Here is a 22,753-nt window from a genome sequence, read left to right as displayed (position 1 = left end):
ATCACTAAATCTAATTAAACATGGCTGGAGGAAAAGAAACGACAAGGCAGAAGATGATCAATATCATGTATTTGGTATTGTTGGCTATGCTTGCCTTAAACGTTTCAGACACAATCTTAAATGCTTTTAAGAATATTAACGATAGTTTGGATGCCTCTAAAACCAATGTAAGCGCAAGCTTAGATCAGCTTTTTACCGCATTCGAAAACACGGAACTTAAAAATAAACCTGAGCGTGCGAAACGACTTTGGGATAATGCCAATAAGGCAAAGGAGTATGCAGATGACCTGAACAAGGACCTGCAGCGTTTAAAAGATGAGTTTAAGAGTAAAGGCGAAGGGATCAATCCTGAAACCGGCGACTTGATGCTTCGTGATAACATGGACATCGCACAAGATGTGATGATCAATAAAAAAGAAGGCGAAAAGCTGAAAGCCAAAATCAACGATACCAGGGCAAAACTCATTGCCTTGTTAGGACCAGGGTCATCTATATCTGCTACATTAGAAGCCAAAGATCCTGCTAAAGCTGTAAACGGAAAGACCAAGTGGGAAGACATCAACTTTGGTGAAGGAACGCCTTTAACGGCAGCCAATACCATTTTGACCAAGATCCAGGCCGACTTAAAAAATGCCGAGATTGAGGTGGTAAGAAAGATTTTTGGCCAAATGAGTGAAACCAAAATGACTTTCGACAATTTTAAGGCAGTAGCCGTTCCTTCGAGCAGCTATGTTATACAAGGACAGCCTTACAAAGCCGATGTGTTCTTAACGGCAAGCGATTCGAAATCTAACCCTGAAATCTCGGTAGGTGGAAGCTCACTGAATGTAAAAGACGGAGTAGGAACTTATACTGGCGGTACTGGAAGCGTAGGCGTATTTAAATGGAAAGGAACCATTAGGGTTAAACAGACTGATGGTACGGTTAAAGATTATGTAACACCAGAAATGACCTATCAAGTAGCCAAACCATCAGCTACGGTATCTTCTACCAACCTGAACGTAATTTATGCAGGTATTCCAAATCCGTTCTCTATTTCGGCACCAGGTTTCCCGTTAGAAAGCGTTAAAGCGACTATCACAGGCGGTTCAATTTCTGGTGGAGCTGGTAAATTCGTGATCAATGTACCGGGAAGCTATGTGGGTAAAGATGTAACCATTGGTGTAACAGGAACCAGCGATGGCAAGAGCATTAATTTGGGTAATAATGTATTCAGGGTAAAACCGGTACCAAATCCGGTAGCCAAATTTGCCGGTAAAATGGGCGGTATCATCTCTGGAAACAAAATGGCCAGCGAAAACGAAGTAACTGCTACCATCGAAAACTTCGAATTCGATGTAAAAGTAAGAGTGACCAAATTCAATATCACGATAGTTAAACCAAGACAGGAAGCACAGATTATTTATTGCCAAGGCGATAATTTGAATGCACAGGCAAAATCGGCGCTTGCTAATCTGCCATTCAAGTCGGTGGTTTATATTGATAATGTTCAGGTACAATTGCCTGATGGACGTACGCCTACAGTAAATTCTATGGTATTTACCGTAAACTAAAAAATTATGAAAAGAGTATTTTTTCTAACCTTATTTCTTTTGACAACGGCTTTCGCCTTTGCCCAAACAACGCCTCCGCCAAAAGTAGACTCGACTAAAACGGTTAAGCCTAAGAAAAAGTTGCCGAAGAAAGACGGCTATGTGTACAGAGAGGAAAGCGTTGCTGATACGGTAGTGCCTTACTCTGTGGTAAACAAAGAAGATGTAGCCTTTACCAAAAGGGTGTGGCGCGAGATCGATCTTCGCGATCGTGGAAATTCGGTGTTGGCCTCGCCTAAAATCAATTTGATTGGGGTAATTTACGATGCGCTGAAAAATGGTGAATTGGATATGTATGCCAACGACGATGAAGATTTTCAAAAAGATCCGATCAGCAGCAAAAAAGCCAGCGATGCTCCAGGTACCTATTCTGCAGCCGATACCACTTTTTTAGGAGTTAATCCAGGAACCAACGAGGTAAACAGGGCCAATAACGAGTTTTTTGCAGCCAGTTATCCTATCGTAAGGATTAAAGAAGACTGGATCTTGGATATCAAACGCGGTATCTTCGAACCTCGCATTATTGGATTGGCATTGGTGCGTTTAGATGTGAAAACACAGGTTGACAACAACGGTAATCCGGTACTTGATCCAACTACCAATACGGCTAGGGCCGATACTTTAAAAAGCGCTACAGGTTGGTTCTATTTTGACGACCTGCGCGAAATCTTGGTGAAGAAAAAGGTAGCCAATAATTTTAACGATAACTCTGGAATTAACTTCGATGATGTATTTACCCGTCGATTGTTCTTCAGTAATATTGTAAAGCAGTCTAGCGCCTCGGATAATCGAATTGAAGATTACATCAGCAACTCGAAAGACCGATTGTTGGAATCAGAAAAAATTAAGAAAGCACTGGCCGACTTTGAACAGGGCCTCTGGGAATATTAAGATAAAAGCCTCGATGAAAATCGGGGCTTTTATCTTTTAATGCATTAGTCATTAGGTAATTGGTTCATTGACTAGAAGCAGGTCATTGCGAGGAGGAATGCAGGGTAATCTTTTTGTAACTATTGAGAACTGTGAATTGCCAACTGATATCAACTCTTAAAATACTCGTTCAATGCCATGATCTGTTTCTTGGTCAGCACCTGTTCTAATTCTTCTTGTGTGGCTTCTTTGATCTTTTTTACCGATTTGAATTTAACCAGAAGTTTATCAGCAGTGGTTTTTCCAATTCCCGGAATAACTTCCAGTTCGGTTTTGAGCGTGCCCTGATCGCGTTTTTTGCGGTGAAAGGTAATGCCAAATCGGTGGGCCTCGTCGCGCAGCTGCTGAATGATTTTCAGGGTTTCAGATTTCTTGTCGAGATACAGGGGCAGGCTGTCGCCAGGGTAGTATAATTCCTCCAATCTTTTCGCAATACCGATTACAGTTACCTTCTTGTCGATACCCAGCTTCCTTAAACTGGTCAATGCCGACGATAACTGGCCCTTTCCGCCATCGATGATGATCAACTGAGGCAAAGTCTGTTCTTCTTCCAACATGCGCTTATATCGCCTGTAAACGGCCTCTTCCATGGTGGCAAAATCATTTGGTCCCTCTACGGTTTTTACGTTAAAGTGGCGATAGTCTTTTTTGCTCGGTTTGGCGTCCTTAAAAACAACGATAGCCGAAACCGGATATTTGCCCTGAAAGTTCGAGTTATCAAAGCACTCGATGTGTTGAGGCAATTGGGTGAGCCTTAGATCATGTTTCATCTGGCTCAATATGCGGTCTGTTCTAAGGTCGGGATTTAGCTTCTCGTACTGGTTCAGTTTTTCGCGCTTAAAGAACAATACGTTCTTCTCCGATAGTTCCAACAGCTTCTTTTTCTCGCCCAATTTGGGTACGGTAAATTTAAGACTTGGATCTATTAACGGAATGGAGAAGGGAACGATGATTTCTTTCGAGGTACTTTTAAACTTGGTACGGAACTCTGTAATGGCAATGGTGAGCAGTTCTTCATCCGTTTCGTCCAAACGCTTTTTGATTTCGATGGTTTGGGTCTGGATAATGCTGCCGTTCATTACCTTCAGGTAGTTTACAAAGGCATAGCGCTCATCTGATGCAATGCTCACCACATCAATATTGGTAATGGCGCTGTTTACTACCGTAGATTTGCTCTGGTATTTTTCTAGCACCGCCAATTTCTTTTGATAGGCATGGGCAAGCTCAAAATTAAGGTCTTCTACCGCTTTTTTGATAACTTGTTTTACCTCGCGGATTACATTGCCGATTTTGCCATTTAAAATATCCTTGATCTCTTCGATGTTATGATCATAATCTTCTTGGCTCTGGAAATTTTGGCAAGGTCCCTTGCAGTTCCCGATCTGGTATTCGAGACAAACCTTAAACTTGCCCTCGCTAATGTTTTGCGGGGTAAGGGGCAGGTTGCAGGTACGCAGGGTATAGGTTTCCTTAATCAGGTCTAAAATGGTATGCATCATGCCCACCGAAGCATAAGGGCCAAAATAGGTGGAGCCGTCTTTGATGTACTTGCGGGTCCAATAAATGCGTGGAAAAGCTTCTTTTTTGATGATGATCCAAGGATAGGTCTTGTCATCCTTGAGCATGATGTTGTAGCGGGGCTGATGCTTTTTGATCAGGCTGTTTTCCAAGAGCCAGGCATCGATCTCCGTATCAACTATGGTAAAGGTTATTTTTCTGATCTTCGAAACCAGCACCCTTGTTTTGCCGTTGATCTGGCTTTTGTCCTGGTTAAAATAAGAGCCCACCCGATTGCGCAGGTCTTTAGCCTTGCCTATGTAAATAAGCGTTCCTTCTACATCAAAATACTGGTAAACGCCAGGTTTGTGCGGAATATCGGCCAATGCCATTTTATGATCGAAAGCACTCATTTTTATTTCGCTGAGCTAAACTATAAAAATTAGGCACAAACATACAGTTTTTACAGGTTGGATTTTGCTAAAAAACTGCGGTTATGTTGTTTTTTAATGATCCAATGACATCATAAGCCACAGCTTTGGACCTATTGTTTAGGGCATTTGAAGTTTGTATTAAATAAAGTTTAAACCTTTCAAGAATATCGATTTAAATTTTAACTTTAACTGCCTGTTGTGTGGCATTCGGATAACCTAATATCCGAAAATAATAAAATGGTAGAGCTATGAAAAAAATAGTCTTAAAAGGACTGGCATTTGCAAGCGCAACAATGCTGGATAGAAACCAATTGAGAAAAGTAAGGGGCGGACAAAGCGAGGATGAACCCAGTGGTACAAGGTGTGCAAATACTGGTGCCGTATGCTGGTTTGATGGGTCAGGCGGAGATAGCGTGGTGGGCAAGTGCGAAGAGATGGGAACTGGCCAATGCCGCTGCGTAGTGAGGGATAAAGGCGGAGAGGCAACAGAAAGCGTACCTTTTCAGGAGTGCCTGGGCTAAAAGCAACAAACCTCTCCTTAGGTAAGAAGAGGTTTGCTGATGAATTGGTTTAGAAGCCTAGTTTTTTGTCCAGCTCCGTGGTTCCCTGTTCTTGCTGCTCTTGGTATTGGTTGCAATCGAATACGATCGAAACCCCACCTTTTGGAGGCTCAAAATCAGCCTTGCTTATTTTAATGTTCGGATTGGCATATACCCTTTTGATAAAGCCCGCATAAATCGGCAGGGCCGAATTGGCGCCCTCACCATCCCTGGTGCTAGTGAAATGGAAGGCACGGTCTTCGCAACCTGTCCACACTCCGGTTACCAAATCTGGAGTAATAGACATAAACCAACCATCTGAGTTATTTTGGGTTGTGCCGGTTTTTCCACCGGTTGGTGCATTAACGCCATATTTGCCTATCAATCTGTATCCTGTTCCTCCGGTTACCACGCCTCTCAGCATACGGGTCATTACGTAGGCAACCTCCTCGTTCATGGCTACTTTGATAATCGGTTTGCTATCATAAAGCACTACTCCGTTTTTATCTTCAATTTTTAAAATATAGGTCGGTTGCGTCCACACGCCTTTATTGGCAAAAACGCCATAGGCACCTACCATGTCGTAAATAGATGAATCGAAAGAACCCAAACAAATAGAAGGTACTACCGGTACATCAGAGGTGATGCCCATTTTTTTGATCTCGGTTGCAACTGCTGTTGGCCCCACCTGTTTCATCAGATAGGCGGCAATATAGTTCTGCGAATAGGCCAATGCCTTTTGCAGGGTAATTGGACCAGGGATAGTGCCCGAACTTCTTGGCGTATAGGGTTTGCCATAACCTTCAATAGTAACTGGCTCATTAGGCACGGTAAGGCAAGGTGAATAGCCGTTTTCGATAGCCACGGCATAGGTAAATGGCTTGGCTGTGGAACCTACCTGACGAGTACCCATTTTTACCTGATCGTATTTGAAGTGTTCGAAGTTGATGCCACCTACCCAGGCTTTGATATAGCCCGTTTTAGGATCCATAGACATCATGGCGTTTCTCAACAGCAGCTTATAGTATTTTACCGAATCAATAGGCTTCATCAAGGTATCTACATTACCTTTCCAGGTAAAGATGGTCAGCCTGCTAGGGGTATTGAAATCGGTTTTGATTTCTTCATCCGATTTGCCTTCCAGTTTTAGGGCTTTATAGCGATCGGAGCGTTTAATGCCCTGGTCAATCTGCAGTTCCATCCCTCTAAACGGATTACGGCCTTTCCAGCTGGCTACAAACTGTGCCTGCAACTGCTTCATGTATTCTTTTTGTGCCTGTTCGGCATACACCTGCATATCGTAGTTGAGCGTGGTGGTAATTTTTAATCCATCTCTATCCAGGTCGTATGGGACACCGTTTTTGGTGATCGAACGCTCATCCAATATTTTTTTAACCTCGGCCTTAAGTACAGCCCTGAAGTAGGGCGCCACACCATCGTTATTGGTGGCCGCGGTAAAGTGCAGGTTAAGGGCCTTGTCCTTTTCTTGGTCAAACTGATCTTGGGTTAGCAGATCGGCCTTTACCATGAGCGCCATTACCGTATTTCTTCTGTTTAAGGCTCTTTCTGGGTTTTTGGTAGGCGAGTAGCGGGTGATGCCTCGCTGTATGCCAACGAGTACTGCCGCTTGCGGTACGGTTAGCTTATCGGGTGTGGTATTGAAATATACCCTTGCAGCAGATTTGATGCCGTAGGCCTGGTTACCGAAATCAACCGTGTTGAGGTACATGGTAATGATTTCCTCCTTGGTATAGTTGCGCTCCAATTTAACCGCAATTACCCATTCCTGAAATTTTTGGATAATCCTCTTCAGGTAGTTTTTCTGCCTGCCTTCTTCCGAAAACAAGTTGAGGGCCAGCTGTTGGGTAATGGTACTGCCCCCTTGCTTTTTGCCAACCATGGCATACAAGAAGATGGTAAACGTTCTTTTAAAATCGATGCCCGAGTGCGAACGGAAACGCACATCCTCCGTAGCAATCAAAGCATTGATTACATTGGGCGAAATCTGGTTATAGTTAACGTTAGAACGGTTTTTTACAAAATAAGTGCCCAAAATCTTTCCGTCTTCAGATAAAATCTCTGTAGCTTCATTGCTTTTGGGGTGTTCAATGGCCCTGAAAGATGGAATATCGCCGAAAATACCAAAGCTAATGGCTACAATAAACAATGCAAAAAGCACCAGGCCACCAATCAGCACTTTCCAAATTCTTCGGTTGTATTTCTTAATATCTTCTTGACTTAGGGGTTTTTTCATTCTTTTATTGGGTATTGTTGTTGTAGGATATAAGGCTTGAGGCATAAGGTTTAAGAAAACTAACCTTCCGCCCTCCACCTCCTAACCTCTCACCTTTATTTAATAGTTGTTCTTGAAAAACTCAAGGTATCTGTTTAACGTATCTCTGTTCTTAATCTTATCAAAATTTTCCTTGCTAATGAAAAAACCTTTGTAGGTATTTGCTGGAACCTTCATGATCCTAGGCAACAACGGTGTAATGCCCGTGGCATATTCTTTTACATCTTCTAGGCTTTCAAAGCTGCCAACATAAATCAATTGGTCTTCCTCCAGCTCTAATAGCTGATGTTTTAAACCGTCGCCTACATAATTGGCCCGGTTAAATTGGCCAATGCCAAAACGTGAAGAACTTACGCTTACGGTCATGTCGGCCACATCTACTACATAATAATAGACTTTTGATTCGGCCTTGCTAAAAAAGTCATCCACTACAGGGGCGGCTACCACAGGCTTGTTTTCCGGCTCTGTTTTTACCGAAGGTTTAGGGTCTGGAGATTTAGGCTGGATAACCGGAGGGGTTATTTTAAGCTCTGGTTGCGTAACAGGATTTTTTGTCGGCTCGCTAACGGGCTGCTGGGCTATTGCAGTATTGGTTTCTTGCTGTGCAATAAAGCGCGGCTCGGTAGGATCAAAATCAATCAAAGCGATCTTTCTGGCCTTAAACGAATCCATATGTGCGTTGATATAGGCAATATGGTCTTTGACCAATGGCGTAATAATCGGATCGTTGGGATACTTGGCAATGATCCCGTTAAAGGCAGTCAATAAACTGTCTACATTTTGCGTACGGCCAATTGCGATTGATTTCAGGTAATCGTTTTGCGATTGTAGGCTGTTGCCCGGAAAACGCTGATTGGTTTCATCTACGCCAGTAATTACCGTTGGAAAATCTTTCTTCTCATAGTTGGCAAAAACAACATTGTAAGCCTTGTTCACTTCGGCATCAAGTGCGTTTTGTTTTGCAGAGAAGTTCGGATCCAAGATCGTTTTGGCATAAACTGAATTAGGGAACTCGGCCAGTACCTTGTTTTTGTAGTTTTCAGACTTGGCCTTGTCGGTATCGGCGTAAGCCAGGTACAAACTATAATAAGCCGCATCGCGATGGTTGTTTTGCGGATAGCGGGCCAATAGCTGTTCGTATACTTTGATGGCCTCGGCCTGGTCTTCGATCACCTGCTGATAAAAGCCTGCAATTTCAAAATAGGCATCTATAATCTGCTGGTCCGATTTGCGCAACAGTTCTGGGGTAAGTGGCAATAACGCAGTATATTCTTTAATACGTGCCGCCTTATCTAAAACAGGGGCATTTTTTGCGCTGTCTGTAGTAGGAGCGTTGTTGCCAATGGCCGCGGTTTGGTTTTGCTGTGTAACCTGTTGCGATGATTTGACGCTCTGTCTCCAGTTGTCTTCTAAAATACGGTTACCCCAACGTCTTTTAAAGTCGGTAAAGCCCTTGCTAACGGCGTTTGAGTTGCTAAAATAAAAAGTGCCACCACTTTGTTGACGCGCATTAGGCTGATCTGGACGATAGGTTCCAAAGTCGTTCGCCTTGCCTGTTGCTGCGTTTGCAACTTCCTTTTTAGGCTCGAACATTTCATTGAGCTTCTTGTCACGGGCTTCCTGTGGCAAACGCGCCAAAGCCTGGAGGGTGTCCTGTTCAGCAATGAGTTGATAGCGTTGGGTAAGGTATTCGAGATTTTGCCCCTTTTTGAGAATTGATTCGTAATTTGGGTAGTTCTTTGGCAATACGCTTAAAGCGCTGTCATAGTAAAGCTTGGCATTTACATAATTGCTCAGGTTTTTAAAGTTAAGATCGGCCAGCTTAAGGTACGATAAGCCTTTTTGGTAGTTGTTTCGGCTGCTTTTTTGGGCTGAAAGCTTATAATATTCGGTGGCTTTGTCATAGTTCTTGTCGCCCATGTAATCTTCGGCCACTTCATAATAGATCTGATCGGTATAGTCGAAATTCTTATCGTCTTTCAAGAGTTTGAGCAATGCGGTTTTGCGGTCTGAGCTCTGATCGTTCAAAACATCGTTGATACGGATTTTGCTCAACTTGGCATTAAAATACATCTCAAACGGCGAATTGCTGTTTTCTACCTTGGTGTAATTGCGCAAGCTCGATTCGAATTGTTTGTCATGCTCGTACAATTGCGCCAAAATATAGGGCCATCGGGTGCGGGCCTGCATGTGGTTGCTTTCTTTGATGGCATGTTCCAGATAGCCAATCGCTTTTTTATAATCGTGTTGCTTAATGCTCATTTGGGCCAAAGTAGCCAAAGCCTCGGCTTTGTTGCGTTTCGCCGAATCGAGGTCCAACAAAACGGTATCAAGTACTTCGCGGGCCTGGATGTTGCTGTTCAGTTGCATCAGGCTTCGGGCCTTCCAGTTTAAGGCGGCAAGATGGGTGTTTTTGTCTTTTCTATAAGCCTTGGCCGTATAATCAAAATATTCGGTTGCGATGAAAAAATTGCCCTTATAGAAATTAGCCTTGCCCAAAAGCATGTAGGCCTCATCTATATAGTTGCTCAGGCTTTTTTCGCTGATAATGGTCTGGGCCTTTTGGATGATTTCGTCCAATGCCTTGGTATCGCCTGAAGCATTCGAAGTGCCGCTAAGGTAATCGATCGGCTCTGGAGCGATGTAAACGCTCAGAAAGTCGTCATAGTTATCCTTATAAGTTTGCGCCAGGTCTTCCTGATAGGTATCTAACAAGACGTTAGAATTGTAAATGTAATTATAGCGGGCAGAAAGATTTTGCAGGCTCCTGTTGGCAGCGTTGTCCTTTTGCGTTGAGCAACTATAAAGAAAAACGATGCTTAGGCCAAGCATGATCATCTTTATACTCAATTTTGCGTGGTTGTTCAAGGATTTATGGTTGTGAGTGTTAATGGCAATATAATAATATGTATGCAAAAATATTTTATTCGGCAATATATTCTTCATATTTAGTATAATTTTATTGTGTCTAAACATGGAAGATCTAGAAAACAGCCCTAAAGGAAACAAAGCGCGCAATTTTGCCAAGTATACCGGCATTGCCTTTCAGATGCTGGCCACCATTGGCCTGTTTGCATTTATTGGTTACCAGATAGACCAGCGCCGTACCGGCAAGAAGCCGATTTTTATGGCTTTGCTGGGTCTTGTGGGGGTTGTGTTTTCCCTTTATCAAGTGGTGCGTTCGGTTACTAAGGATAAATAGTTCATTAGCTGATTAGTCATGGTATATTATTAACTGTAAACTGGAGATTGACTGATTGGTCATTGTTGCAGTTTTTGTGTTGTTAATTGAGAACTGTGAATTGCTCATTGCTATGATTGTTAACTGTAAACTGGTAATTAGTTCATCACATCAAGCCATCATCTCAACACTTTTGTCATTCCGAGCGCAAGGAGGAAACTGGCTCGAGGATAGATCCTTCACTTCGTTCTGGATGACAAGTTTGTTGTTGTAGATAGAAAACCCTAATCCATCTTACCTATAAATAAACGCCAAACTTCCATCTTCCATTTTACCTCTTCCATTTTCCATTAACAATCGACTAGGGACTCTCGACTTAGGACTTTCTTTTATACCTTTGTAAAAAAATACAGATTTGGGCATACAACGTTTTACTTTATATTATATTATCTACACGGCGGTGTTGGCAGGGATAGCCATTGCGCTTCCTCATGCATTTCCGGGCGTTCAGGTATTGATCCATAAATTTTGGCTCGTATTTGGCTTTTTGGCTGGACTTACTTTTATCGCCTATATCGTAGCATTTTTGGGCATCAAACGCAACCCCGAAAGTGGCATTATGGCCATTATGGGTTCTATTGCAATAAAGATGTTGTTTTCTATGGCTTTTGTGCTGATTTACAGCCTGAACAATAAGGAAAAAAGCATTGTGTTTGCCCTCAATTTTTTTTCTTTATATTTATTGTTTACCTTCTTTGAAATATACTGTTTGTTACGTAACTTGCGCCACCAAAATAAATAGTAAAAATCTGCGAGTAAATGGATTGTAGCCACGTTTTTGAATTCAAGTTTAAGAGGTTAATTGTTGTTTTTGCGCTTTTTTCGGCGTTTTTGTTGTCGTCTGTTGCTGTAAAAGCTCAGGCCGATACTGCGCATGCAGCAGAAAAATCACATGAAATCCCTGCCGAAAAAGAAAAATTTAATATAGGTAAATTTGCTTTGCACCACGTAGCCGACTCGCATAGCTGGCACGTAATTGGTGATACTTATGTAGGCCTTCCGATAATTTTGTATGCCAATGGCAAAGTGGTTACTTTTAACAATAGCGAGTTTGACGATGATGATGATGCCAAAACAGTAGTTGAAAAAGACGGCCAGCGTTTTGTTAAAATGCACGACAAAATCTATTTCGCTTCTGATGTTGCTAACGAGCATGGCCAATTCATTGAGCTAAATGCCGAGCATCATGCTAAAAACGCACGTCCTTTGGATTTCTCGATTACTAAAAATACTTGCACCTTGTTTCTTTCGATCATTATTATGTTGATCGTATTCTTAAGTGTAGCAAGAAACTATAAAAAACGCCAAGGCAAATCGCCGAAAGGCTTGGCTTCTTGGTTAGAACCAGTTATTCTTTTTGTAAGAGACGATATTGCCAAGCCAAACTTGGGCCATAAATACGAGCGTTTCATGCCGTACTTGTTAACCGTTTTCTTCTTTATCTGGTTCAATAACATGTTGGGCTTAGTGCCTTTCCTGCCAGGTGGTGCAAACTTAACAGGTAACATTGCGGTAACTATGGTTTTGGCTGTGTTTACCTTGTTGCTTACCATTTTTAACGGTAACAAGCATTATTGGCAACATATTTTCTGGATGCCTAACGTGCCAGTTCCAATTAAGATCTTTTTAATTCCATTAGAGCTGATCGGTGTATTGACAAAGCCAATCGCCTTAATGATCCGTTTGTTTGCGAACATTACCGCAGGTCACATCTTGGTATTGTCGCTGATCTGTTTGATTTTCGTATTCAACAGTTTATGGGTTTCTGCCGCTTCAATTCCTTTCGCCATGTTCATTGGTGCAATCGAGCTGATGGTAGCATTTATCCAAGCCTTTATATTTACCATCCTATCAGCCTTGTTTATTGGCATGGCGATAGAAGAACACCATTAATTAGCATAATTTTAAAAACAATTAATATATAAAATCATGATTACAGGAAGTATTGCTGCAGTAGGTGCAGGATTAGCTGCGATTGGCGCTGGTCTAGGTATCGGTCGTATTGGTGGTTCTGCTATGGACGGTATTGCTCGTCAACCAGAAGCTGCCTCAAAAATTCAAACTGCGATGTTGATCGCTGCTGCCTTCGTTGAGGCGGTTGCTTTGTTCGCGGTAGTAGTTGCATTAGTGTAACTCACCTTAAATGTTTTGCAGAAGATTGTTCTGCAAAACATTTATTATAAAAACGAAATAAGAAAGATATAATAAAATATATACAGAAATGGATTTATTACTACCTGAAGTTGGTTTAGTTGTTTTTCAAACGATAGCATTTTTGCTTTTGCTTCTCATCTTGGCCAAGTTTGCCTGGAAACCAGTATTGAGCGCTATTAAAGAACGTGAGCAGTCTATTGACGATGCTTTGAACAAAGCTGAATTGGCCAAACAAGAAATGGCCCGTTTAACTTCTCAAAACGAAGAGTTGATGAAACAGGCACGTTCGGAACGCGATCAGATCTTGAAAGAAGCCAAAACTTTAAAAGACAATATCGTTAACGAAGCTAAAACCCAGGCACAAACCGAAGGTGCAAAACTGATCGAAAAAGCCCGTATCGAGATTGAAAATCAGAAAAAGGCAGCTTTGGCAGAATTGAAAGGCCAAGTATCTGCTTTGTCTTTGGATATCGCAGAGCGTGTATTGCGTAGCCAGTTAGATGATAAAGCTAAACAACAGGACTTGGTAAACAGCCTGTTAAAAGATGTTGAGTTAAATTAAGTTATAAGTATTACGTTATAAGTTTTAAGTATTGAGTTTGAGTTTTGAGATTTTCTAATCAACGGCTTACAACTTACCACTTACCACTTACAACTTACAACTAGAAATATATGTCAAGTAAAGCAGCAGCCAGATACGCGAAATCATTAATCGACCTTTCTATTGAGCAAAATGCCTTAGAAGCGTTGAAAAATGATATGGTGCTATTTGAGGAAGTTGTAGATAGCAATAGCGAACTAGAAGCCATCTTGAAAAATCCGATTATTCCATTGGATAAAAAAGCAGGAATTTTAAGTCAGCTTTTTGCAGGTAAAGTAAATCCAATTACCGAGCACTTTTTTAAGCTGGTGGTGAGCAAAGGCCGTTCAGGAATTTTGTTCGATGCTTCAAAGCAGTTCATCAGCCAATATCAGGCATTGAAAGGTATCGTGACTGCAGAAGTAACCACTGCAACTGCATTAACCAATGCGAATAAGGCAGAGATTGTGAGCTTGGTTAAGAAAGAACTGGGTGCCAACGAAGTAATCATCAAAGAGAAAGTTGAAGAGAAACTAATTGGTGGCTTTATCTTAAAAGTAGGCGATAAGCAATTTGATGCGAGCATTGCCAGCGGTTTGAAAAAACTGAAGAAAGAATTTGCACAAGGTGTAGCCTAAGCAAGCCTTGAAAATAGAGCCGATGAGAGATCGGTAAACAAAATAAACACAGTACAAGATTTACATTAGAAAAAGAAATCAAAAATAAAATTATGGTAGAGGTAAGACCAGACGAAGTTTCGGCAATTATCAGACAACAATTGTCAGGCTTCAAATCAGAAGCTGAGCTTGAAGAAGTGGGTACCGTATTACAAGTGGGTGATGGTATTGCCCGTGTTTACGGACTAACTAAAGTTCAAAGTGGCGAGTTAGTTGAGTTTGCCAACGGTTTGCAAGGTATTGTTTTAAACCTTGAAGAAGATAACGTAGGTGTGGTATTGTTAGGCCCATCAGACGAGATCAAAGAAGGTGATACCATTAAACGTACTAAAAAAATTGCCTCTATTAAAGTTGGTGAAGGTATGTTGGGTCGTGTAGTAAACACGCTTGGCGAGCCTATCGACGGTAAAGGACCAATTTTGGGCGAAACTTATGAGATGCCTTTGGAGCGTAAAGCACCAGGTGTAATCTATCGTCAGCCAGTAAACGAGCCTTTACAAACAGGTATCAAAGCTATCGACGGAATGATTCCAATCGGTCGTGGCCAGCGTGAGTTGGTAATCGGCGATCGTCAGATTGGTAAAACTGCTGTTTGTATCGATACCATTATCAATCAAAAAGAATTTTACGAAGCAGGTAATCCTGTATTCTGTATCTACGTAGCTTGTGGACAAAAAGCAAGTACCGTAGCTAATATCGTTCGTACCTTAGAAGAAAACGGTGCAATGCCTTACACTGTAGTAGTTTCGGCTTCTGCAGCTGAGCCTGCTCCATTGCAGTTCTACTCTCCATTTGCTGGTGCAGCTATTGGCGAGTTCTTCCGCGATACAGGTAGACCAGCTTTAATTGTTTATGATGATTTGTCTAAACAAGCTGTAGCTTACCGTGAGGTATCTTTGTTATTGCGTCGTCCACCGGGCCGTGAAGCTTATCCAGGCGACGTTTTCTACCTACACAGCCGTTTGTTGGAAAGAGCTGCAAAGATCAATGCCAACGACGAGATCGCACAAGCAATGAACGATTTGCCAGATTCATTGAAAGGTATCGTTAAAGGTGGTGGTTCATTAACCGCTTTGCCAATTATCGAAACCCAAGCTGGTGACGTTTCCGCCTATATCCCAACCAACGTAATTTCAATTACCGATGGCCAGATCTTCTTGGAGTCGAACTTGTTCAACTCAGGTATCCGTCCGGCTATCAACGTAGGTATCTCGGTATCACGTGTGGGTGGTAACGCGCAAATCAAGTCGATGAAAAAAGTAGCTGGTACCTTAAAATTAGACCAGGCACAATACCGCGAGCTAGAGGCTTTCTCTAAATTCGGTTCAGACTTAGATGCAGCTACCAAATCGGTATTAGATAAAGGTGCACGTAACGTAGAGATGTTGAAACAAGCACAGTTCTCTCCACTAACAGTTGAGAAACAAGTTGCCATCATCTATGTAGGTACTAAAAACCTAATGCGTTCTGTACCGGTAAATAAAGTAAAAGAATTTGAAGCTGAATATCTTCAGTCATTAGAATTGCGTCATCCTGATACCTTAAAAGCTTTAAAAGCTGGTAAATTTGATGATGAAATTACTGGTGTATTAGATACAGTTGCAAAAGAGATTTCAAGTAAATATTAATTAGATACAAGTAGCGAGTATCAGGTATCAAGATTTTATCTCGATACTTGATACTTGTTTCTCGATACTAAAACAAGAATGGCCAATTTAAAAGAAGTAAGAAATCGTATATCGTCGGTACAATCAACGCAACAGATTACCAAAGCAATGAAAATGGTATCTGCGGCAAAGTTGAAACGTGCTACCAATGCTATTATACAATTACGTCCGTACGCTACCAAACTGAAAGAGATCTTAGGAAACCTTTCGGCCAGTTTAGAAGGAACTTCCTCACCTTTTATCCAAGAGCGCGAGCCTAACAAAGTGTTAATTGTAGCTGTATCATCAAACCGTGGTTTGGCAGGTGCATTTAACATGAATGTAATTAAGACCACCAATAATTTAATTGCCGAGAAATATAGCGAGCAATTGAAAAAAGGTAATGTAAGCATTGTTGCCATCGGTAAAAAAACACAGGATTTCTACGAGAAACGTAACTACAACATTATTGGCAACAATAATGACGTATACTCGAACCTTACTTTCGAAAATGTAACCAAAATTACCGAAGCCATTATGGCTGGTTTTGAAAAAGGCGAATTCGATAGGGTAGAAGTGGTTTACAACCGTTTCAGAAACGCGGCCGTACAAATTTTAACTACTGAGCAGTTATTGCCTTTAGCTAAAACAGAAGAAGCTACTCCACAAGCTACAAAAGGCGTTACAACCAATGTAGATTATATCTTAGAGCCAAGCCAAGACGAAATCGTATCACAGCTGATCCCTAAATCAATTAAGATCCAATTGTACAAAGCTGTGCTTGATTCTCATGCTTCAGAGCATGGTGCACGTATGACTTCGATGGACAAGGCTACAGAAAATGCCGGCGACTTGTTGAAGAGCCTGAAATTGGCTTACAACCAAGCCCGTCAAGCAGCCATCACAACCGAGCTGACCGAGATCGTAAGTGGCGCAGCTGCGTTGAACGGCTAATCAGCTTAGAGTTTGCAGTTCTCAGTTTACAGTACTGTTGCTTAAAATATTAAACCCTCATCAATTTGGTGAGGGTTTTTTGTTGGTATTAATGTCTGAAATCCATAATTATTATATTTATTATGGATTATAATCCAAAATTATTATATTTATTATGGATTGTATTCCAAAATTATTATACTTTTATGTAATAATTTACTGTTATGATTATCAGAGAACAATTAAACTATGCCTTAGAAAGATTGTTTAAAGGCAAAGCATTTATCATATTTGGACCAAGACAAACAGGTAAAACAACGTTCGTAGAACAACTGTTGGCAAAAGTTAATAGAAAGACGCTCCATCTTAATGGCGATGATGCAGACGTTCGCGATAGTTTAGTCAAACCCAATGTAGCTCAATTGAAGCTTTTATTGGCCGATTATGAAGTTCTTTTTATTGATGAAGCCCAAAGAATAAATGAAGTAGGCTTATTAATCAAAATAATTGTAGATCAGTTTAAAAACATTCAGGTCATTGCAACTGGCTCATCGGCTTTTGAGCTTTCTGGTAAAATTAACGAGCCCTTAACAGGAAGAAAGTACGAAATGATGCTGTTGCCTTTTTCTTATACAGAATTGATAGAACATACAGATTTTTTAACCGAAGAACGTAGCCTTGAACAAAGATTGATTTATGGTTCTTATCCAGAAATTATAAATGATCCCATCAATGCAGAAGAGCATCTGAAATTATTAGCAGACAGCTACCTTTATAAAGATTTGTTTGCTTTGGAGGATGTTAAAAGACCTTTGCTGTTCGAAAAAATTGTAAAGGCATTGGCATTGCAGATTGGAAGCGAAGTTAATTTTTCTGAATTAGGGCAATTAATTAAGGCCGATTATAAAACTGTAGAAAAATATATAGGCTTGCTCGAAAAAGCATTTGTTGTATTCACCTTATCATCATTTTCTGGAAATGTTCGTAACGAGATCAAAAAGAACAAGAAAGTCTATTTTTATGATACCGGAATAGTCAATGCGATTACCAGGAATTTTAATCCTTTAGCTAACAGAAATGATGTAGGTGCTTTATTCGAAAATTATATGATCGCAGAACGAAGAAAATACCTACAACAGCATCAGCTTGATGCAGAGCAGTTTTTTTGGAGGACAACACAACAACAGGAGATAGATTATGTGGAGCAAAGGAACAAAAAGTTATTGGCTGTGGAATTCAAATGGAAAGAACAAAGCAAAGCAAAAATTCCTTTGACATTTACCAAGGCATATCCTCATGCAGAAATGTTAATTTTGTCTCCGTCAGAAAGACACAGTTTTCTTAGCGATTAATAAAATGAATTTAAAAAGATGAAAAAAGCTATATTTTGGCTATTGAGCCTGATGCCTGTTTTAGCCATTGCCCAAAGCCCGGCAAGAGATTATACCAATGCTATTTTATGGCAGCAGTACAGTGGCGAGTACAGGGCATTATCATTTCAGGCCTATAATTTTGCCCGTTTATCGTTAAAGGAAGCCTTGTGGAACCAGGCTAATGGCAAACCTAATTGTGTAATCGTAGATGCCGATGAAACTATTTTAGACAATTCTGCTTTTCAGGGTACCGAAGTAAAAAAAGGCGTGAGCTATGTACAGGCCGACTGGACCAAATGGACCAGCTTGGGAGCTGCCGATACCGTGCCTGGCGCTTTGGCTTTTTTGAAGTTTGCAGCGAGCAAAAAAGTAGAGACTTTTTACGTAACCAATCGCGATGAAGCCGACCGTGCGGGTACGATAAAGAACCTGCAAAAATTCGGATTTCCTTATGCAGACGAAGCCCATCTGCTGTTAAAAACCACTACTTCAGACAAAGAGCCCCGCCGGCAAAAAATTGCGGAACAGTACAATATCCTATTGCTTTGCGGCGATAACCTGAGCGATTTTTCCAATGTTTTTTATCGAGAAGGAAAAGACACCAAAGCACAAGTTGACGCCATGCAGCAACAATTCGGCACCCGTTTTATCGTACTACCCAACCCCATGTATGGCGACTGGGAGAAATTATTGTACAAAGGCGATAAATTGAATGAAGAAGACAGGGGAAAGCAGCGATTGGAGAAGCTAAAAATTATTAATTGATTGTTTTGTAAGCAATAAATATTATTTTTGTCGTATAATTTTTTAACCCAAAAAATCATGGATCAAAAACAGGCACAAGAAAGAGAACAAAGCATGGAAACTGCAAATCAATCAAGTATTTACAAATTGATATTAGTAGGTGTGGTTGTAAGCATTATAGGTGTTTATTTACGTTTCGCTTTTGATGCTACTTGGCTTTCAATTTTATCTTGGGTAATCCTTTTTATAGGTTCATTCATCTGCTGCAAAGCGGTTTTCAAGATTTTAGACGCAAAATAAGTCAACATAATTTAATGAGAAAGTCTACATTGGTTTTTACCGATGTAGACTTTCTTGTTTTGTAGCATTTCTGTTACTGATAAAAATAGCTGGTTACCTTATGCACATTCGGGCATTAATGGATACCTAAGCAGCTGAACCAGGTAAATAAAAAATGGCATGGCCCCAAATGAGTACTCAAGGCTTTTGCTTGTTTCCTAACCATTTAAAAACCATAGGTTCTATGAAGAAATATTTAGTTTGTATAGCCATCATCGGATTGATGTTCGGCTGTAACGCTGACAGAAAAAACAGCTTATCTAGAGAAAGCGTAGCCACTCTCGATTCTGCAGCAATGGCCAGCGACACTACCGCTGCTGCCAAAATCATCAAAACTGCCGACATGCGCTTCAGAGTGAAAGACGTGCAGCAAACCAAAGAGCAATTAAGTGCAACCATCAAGGCGCAGGGCGGAACAGTAGCCGAATTCTCTATTCAAAGTCAAATACAAGAAAGCGACAAAGTTAAATACAGCAGCGATTCGCTTAAAGAAATAACTTCCTACCGAAAAGAAGGCTTATTGGTTGCCAAAGTGCCCTCAGAAAAGCTGGATGAATTTACCAATACGGTTGCCAGAATGGCGGTTTTTGTAGATCAGCAATCGATGAAAATGGACGACCAAAGCATTGCCTATCTGGCCAACAGACTGAAAGCCCAGAATAGGCAGAAAGTAATCAAGCAATTGGATAAAAGCAAGAAAAGCAAAGATGTCGAAACCTCCTTTTACATCAGCGATGATTATGTTGACAAGAGGATAGAAAACATCAGCATCGATAATCGGGTTAAATTCAGCACCATTACCCTTAACTTTTATCAAGACAATACGGTAAGTACGTGGATTGTAGGCAATGATAACCTGTATAGCTATCGCCCGGGCTTTTTTCAGCGCTTAGGCTTAAACATAGCCGATGGATGGACCTTCTTTAAAGAGTTTTTATTAGGCCTTTCTAAATTATGGGCATTGATTGTTTTTGCCTTGGTGTTATTCTTCGGCATCAGAGCCTACTTAAGAAAGACTAAAAAAGCATAAACTTATCGCTCGTGATTGCTTGTTCGCTACAGGCAGTCACGACTTTATTTAACCCGTTTTTTATTGTCGGTTACAAAGGCTTCCCAGCCAGAATAGGATTTCCCTGTAGCTGCCGCACCCACTCGCTGAAACGAATGGCAAACCGCAACCGCCAAGCCATCAGTAGCATCTAAAAATTCTGGCGTTTCTTTAAAATTCAACAGCCTTTGCAACATGGCGGCCACCTGTTCCTTACTCGCAGTACCTTTGCCTGTTATCGATTGCTTGATTTTACGTGGGGCATATTCGGTAACAGAAATATCTCTAGATAAAGCTGCTGCCATCGCTATGCCTTGAGCCCTTCCCAATTTGAGCATTACCTGGATGTTTTTCCCATAAAATGGGGCTTCAATAGCTAAAGTATCGGGCTTAAATTCTTCAATAAGGGCAATGGTTTTTGCGAAAATGCGTTGTAGTTTCAGGAAGTGGTCGCCTAAATGGCCCATCTTTACAACACCCATGCTCAGCAGTTCAATTTTGTTTCCTTTTTCTAAGATTACACCATAGCCCATGATTGCCGTTCCGGGGTCGATGCCCATGATGATCCGTTCCTTTTTTTCAACCAACATACAACAATATTAAGCATATTTGCACAGACAAAAGGGAAAAACTTGACGGCACGTTACAAAAAAATATTTTCTATCCTCCTCAAAATTGCGATCGTAGTTTTTGCGTTTTGGTTCATCTATGTCAAACTCATTGCCAGCAACGATCTTAAGGAATTTGTAGCTATTCTTAAAACCTTGCCAGTTAGGCAAATCTATACCGTACTTTCTGTCATCGTTTTATTGATGCTCCTCAATTGGGGCCTCGAGGCCGTGAAATGGAAGCGCCTGATTAAGCAGGTAGAGCCGATCAGCCTTTGGAAATCAATCGAATCCGTTTTTTGTGGCTTAACCTGGGCCGTATTTACACCAAATAGGCTTGGCGAGTATGGAGGTCGCGTATTTTTTCTCTCGCCCAAAAGGCGCATTGTTGGCGTTGTTGCCATGGCGGTAGGCAATATTGGCCAGCTGGTGCTCACCAACGTATTCGGCGCGATTGCCATTTGTATATTCGTTTATCGTTTTACACCCATAGATCATCGTTTGTTTTTGGCTTTATGTGCCATTGGCATAGCCTTCTGCTTGTTTTTCGTGATTTTCTATTTTAACATCAGGTGGCTAAACGGTATTTTGCTATCTATGCGTTTTACGCGCAAATACAAAAAATTCTATACCATTTTGGCCAGGTACAAAAAGGCCGAATTGCTCAAAATACTCTTGCTGTGTTTGGCCAGATATGCAGTATTCAGTACCCAATATTTTATCATGTTGTTATGGCTGATTCCAAGCCTCCACTTTACAGATGTGCTGATGCTGGTTTGCATCTTGTTCTTTGTACAATCTTCTTTGCCATCGCTGGATTTGCTGGATATCGGAATCAGAAGCGTAACCGCCCTGTTTTTCTTTAAGTATATAACCGATCAAAACACAGCAGTTGTGGCTTGTATCGCCAGTATTTGGCTAACCAATATTATTATTCCTGCTATATTAGGATCTTATTTCGTTTTTAAACTCAATTTCTTTGGAAGTACTCAACGCAATTAACTATTTCTCTATTTTTCTGGCACTGATCTACATAGCAGTGGTAGGTATTTTTATACGTGGCTGGGCCAAGATCTTGCCCTTTAAACGCAATGCGATGAGACCAAAAACCAAGGTTTCTATACTCATTGCCGCACGTAACGAAGAAGAAAAGATCGGCCTGACTTTAAATGATATCCTGACACAGGATTACGATTCCGATTTGACCGAAATCATTGTAATTGACGACCATTCTACAGACCAAACCGCATCAATTATTCGGAGCTATGCAGATCGAGGTGTTAAACTTATTCAGCTGAACGAATCAAATGCGTTGAATTCTTATAAGAAGAAAGCTATTCAAACAGCTATTGGCCAATCAACCGGCGAATTGATGATTACAACTGATGCGGACTGCCGAATGGGTCCGAGCTGGCTAAGTACAGTGGTTGATTATTATGAAACCAAAGACTATAAAATGATCTCGTCGCCAGTGGCTTATTTTGAAGAAAAGAGCTTCTTCGAGAGACTACAGTCCTTAGAGTTTGCCTACCTGATCGGATTGGGCGCATCTACTATCGGCAACAATAATCCGAGCACCTGCAACGGCGCCAACCTAGCTTATGAAAAAGAAGCCTTTTTTGAGGTTGGGGGTTTTACGGGAATAGATGACTTGGCTTCGGGAGATGACGAACTATTGCTGCATAAAATGGCAGCCATTTACGAAGGGAAAATCGGGTTCCTCAAAAACAGCGATGCCATCGTATATACACATGCCAAGCCAACTTTGCGTGAATTTATACAGCAACGCAAACGATGGGCTTCTAAAAGTACGCGCTACAAAGACAAAGCGGTAATTATTTTGGGGCTGAGCATTTGGCTGTTTAACTTCAGTATCATCGTTAACACCTTACTGGCCATCGTTTTCCCGCAAAGCGATAGTATCTGGTTTTTGGCTATCCAGCTGTTAAGTAAAATATTTGTCGAATTTGTATTCTTGGCCAGTGTAACCAGTTTCTTTAAAAGAAAACAATTGTTAGTTTTACTGCCTATACTTAATCCTTTTCACATCCTCTACTTTATTTACATTGGCATTGCCGGGAATAGCGGAAAGTACAATTGGAAAGACCGTATGGTTAAATAGCAA

General features: G+C 41.1%; 21 protein-coding genes. 17 read left to right on the top strand and 4 right to left on the bottom strand.

Annotated elements, in window-relative coordinates; translation table 11 throughout:
• The first annotated feature begins 20 nt into the window (after positions 1 to 20).
• Together porM and porN are read left to right on the top strand one after the other, a co-directional pair.
• The gene (gene porM / locus AC570H_RS15150) at positions 21 to 1,553 is read left to right on the top strand and encodes a type IX secretion system motor protein PorM/GldM (protein WP_497356271.1); all 1,533 of its coding nucleotides are present in this window, start codon (positions 21 to 23) and stop codon (positions 1,551 to 1,553) included.
• Positions 1,554 to 1,559: 6 nt separating this feature from the next.
• A complete protein-coding gene (gene porN / locus AC570H_RS15145; RefSeq protein ID WP_497356269.1) occupies positions 1,560 to 2,483 on the top strand; it encodes a type IX secretion system ring subunit PorN/GldN in 924 nt (307 codons plus the stop codon).
• A 149-nt stretch (positions 2,484 to 2,632) separates the two neighbouring features.
• On the opposite strand, the gene uvrC is transcribed toward porN, so the two are convergent.
• Positions 2,633 to 4,432, bottom strand: a complete 1,800-nt coding sequence (gene uvrC / locus AC570H_RS15140; RefSeq protein WP_497356267.1) for an excinuclease ABC subunit UvrC — start codon at positions 4,430 to 4,432, stop codon at positions 2,633 to 2,635.
• A gap of 269 nt (positions 4,433 to 4,701) precedes the next feature.
• Here uvrC and AC570H_RS15135 point away from each other — a divergent pair, with 269 nt between their 5' ends.
• Positions 4,702 to 4,974: a hypothetical protein gene (locus AC570H_RS15135; RefSeq protein WP_497356265.1), complete on the top strand. Its 273-nt coding sequence runs from the start codon at positions 4,702 to 4,704 to the stop codon at positions 4,972 to 4,974.
• A gap of 49 nt (positions 4,975 to 5,023) precedes the next feature.
• On the opposite strand, the gene AC570H_RS15130 is transcribed toward AC570H_RS15135, so the two are convergent.
• The gene (locus tag AC570H_RS15130; protein ID WP_497356263.1) at positions 5,024 to 7,246 is read right to left on the bottom strand and encodes a transglycosylase domain-containing protein; all 2,223 of its coding nucleotides are present in this window, start codon (positions 7,244 to 7,246) and stop codon (positions 5,024 to 5,026) included.
• Between the two features lie 99 nt (positions 7,247 to 7,345).
• The gene (gene porW / locus AC570H_RS15125) at positions 7,346 to 10,123 is read right to left on the bottom strand and encodes a type IX secretion system periplasmic lipoprotein PorW/SprE (RefSeq protein ID WP_497356261.1); all 2,778 of its coding nucleotides are present in this window, start codon (positions 10,121 to 10,123) and stop codon (positions 7,346 to 7,348) included.
• A gap of 136 nt (positions 10,124 to 10,259) precedes the next feature.
• Here porW and AC570H_RS15120 point away from each other — a divergent pair, with 136 nt between their 5' ends.
• The 12 genes from AC570H_RS15120 to AC570H_RS15065 all read left to right on the top strand — a co-directional run bounded on the left by AC570H_RS15120 (position 10,260) and on the right by AC570H_RS15065 (position 20,002).
• A complete protein-coding gene (locus AC570H_RS15120; protein ID WP_497356259.1) occupies positions 10,260 to 10,487 on the top strand; it encodes an AtpZ/AtpI family protein in 228 nt (75 codons plus the stop codon).
• A 394-nt stretch (positions 10,488 to 10,881) separates the two neighbouring features.
• The gene (locus AC570H_RS15115) at positions 10,882 to 11,268 is read left to right on the top strand and encodes a hypothetical protein (RefSeq protein WP_497356257.1); all 387 of its coding nucleotides are present in this window, start codon (positions 10,882 to 10,884) and stop codon (positions 11,266 to 11,268) included.
• Positions 11,269 to 11,285: 17 nt separating this feature from the next.
• Positions 11,286 to 12,419: a F0F1 ATP synthase subunit A gene (atpB, locus tag AC570H_RS15110; RefSeq protein WP_497356255.1), complete on the top strand. Its 1,134-nt coding sequence runs from the start codon at positions 11,286 to 11,288 to the stop codon at positions 12,417 to 12,419.
• Between the two features lie 39 nt (positions 12,420 to 12,458).
• Positions 12,459 to 12,659, top strand: a complete 201-nt coding sequence (gene atpE, locus AC570H_RS15105; RefSeq protein ID WP_136876209.1) for an ATP synthase F0 subunit C — start codon at positions 12,459 to 12,461, stop codon at positions 12,657 to 12,659.
• A gap of 88 nt (positions 12,660 to 12,747) precedes the next feature.
• Positions 12,748 to 13,242 carry a F0F1 ATP synthase subunit B gene (locus AC570H_RS15100; protein WP_497356253.1) on the top strand — a complete coding sequence of 165 codons (495 nt, stop codon included), beginning with the start codon at positions 12,748 to 12,750 and terminating at the stop codon, positions 13,240 to 13,242.
• A gap of 110 nt (positions 13,243 to 13,352) precedes the next feature.
• Positions 13,353 to 13,898 carry an ATP synthase F1 subunit delta gene (atpH, locus tag AC570H_RS15095; protein WP_497356251.1) on the top strand — a complete coding sequence of 182 codons (546 nt, stop codon included), beginning with the start codon at positions 13,353 to 13,355 and terminating at the stop codon, positions 13,896 to 13,898.
• Between the two features lie 92 nt (positions 13,899 to 13,990).
• Entirely contained in the window at positions 13,991 to 15,565 is a 1,575-nt protein-coding gene (gene atpA, locus AC570H_RS15090; RefSeq protein WP_497356249.1) for a F0F1 ATP synthase subunit alpha, read from the top strand.
• 78 nt (positions 15,566 to 15,643) lie between these two features.
• The gene (gene atpG, locus AC570H_RS15085) at positions 15,644 to 16,537 is read left to right on the top strand and encodes an ATP synthase F1 subunit gamma (protein ID WP_497356247.1); all 894 of its coding nucleotides are present in this window, start codon (positions 15,644 to 15,646) and stop codon (positions 16,535 to 16,537) included.
• Between the two features lie 203 nt (positions 16,538 to 16,740).
• The gene (locus AC570H_RS15080; protein ID WP_497356245.1) at positions 16,741 to 17,868 is read left to right on the top strand and encodes an ATP-binding protein; all 1,128 of its coding nucleotides are present in this window, start codon (positions 16,741 to 16,743) and stop codon (positions 17,866 to 17,868) included.
• A gap of 18 nt (positions 17,869 to 17,886) precedes the next feature.
• Positions 17,887 to 18,654 carry a 5'-nucleotidase, lipoprotein e(P4) family gene (locus tag AC570H_RS15075; RefSeq protein WP_497356243.1) on the top strand — a complete coding sequence of 256 codons (768 nt, stop codon included), beginning with the start codon at positions 17,887 to 17,889 and terminating at the stop codon, positions 18,652 to 18,654.
• A 57-nt stretch (positions 18,655 to 18,711) separates the two neighbouring features.
• Entirely contained in the window at positions 18,712 to 18,933 is a 222-nt protein-coding gene (locus AC570H_RS15070; protein ID WP_497356241.1) for a hypothetical protein, read from the top strand.
• A 223-nt stretch (positions 18,934 to 19,156) separates the two neighbouring features.
• On the top strand, positions 19,157 to 20,002 hold the full coding sequence (locus tag AC570H_RS15065) for a DUF4349 domain-containing protein (protein WP_497356239.1): 846 nt from the start codon (positions 19,157 to 19,159) through the stop codon (positions 20,000 to 20,002).
• A gap of 44 nt (positions 20,003 to 20,046) precedes the next feature.
• On the opposite strand, the gene ruvC is transcribed toward AC570H_RS15065, so the two are convergent.
• Positions 20,047 to 20,610, bottom strand: a complete 564-nt coding sequence (gene ruvC, locus AC570H_RS15060; RefSeq protein WP_497356237.1) for a crossover junction endodeoxyribonuclease RuvC — start codon at positions 20,608 to 20,610, stop codon at positions 20,047 to 20,049.
• 42 nt (positions 20,611 to 20,652) lie between these two features.
• Here ruvC and AC570H_RS15055 point away from each other — a divergent pair, with 42 nt between their 5' ends.
• Both AC570H_RS15055 and AC570H_RS15050 read left to right on the top strand, forming a co-directional pair.
• Positions 20,653 to 21,630 (top strand): hypothetical protein, encoded by a 978-nt coding sequence (locus tag AC570H_RS15055; RefSeq protein ID WP_497356235.1) that lies wholly within the window; start codon positions 20,653 to 20,655, stop codon positions 21,628 to 21,630.
• Complete coding sequence (locus AC570H_RS15050; protein ID WP_497356233.1) at positions 21,608 to 22,750, top strand: glycosyltransferase family 2 protein; 1,143 nt, start codon at positions 21,608 to 21,610, stop codon at positions 22,748 to 22,750. Before AC570H_RS15055 ends, AC570H_RS15050 begins: the two co-directional genes overlap by 23 nt.
• Positions 22,751 to 22,753: the final 3 nt, after the last annotated feature.

Source organism: Pedobacter sp. B4419, assembly GCF_059693725.1.
This window is presented reverse-complemented; position numbering and strand designations above follow the sequence as displayed.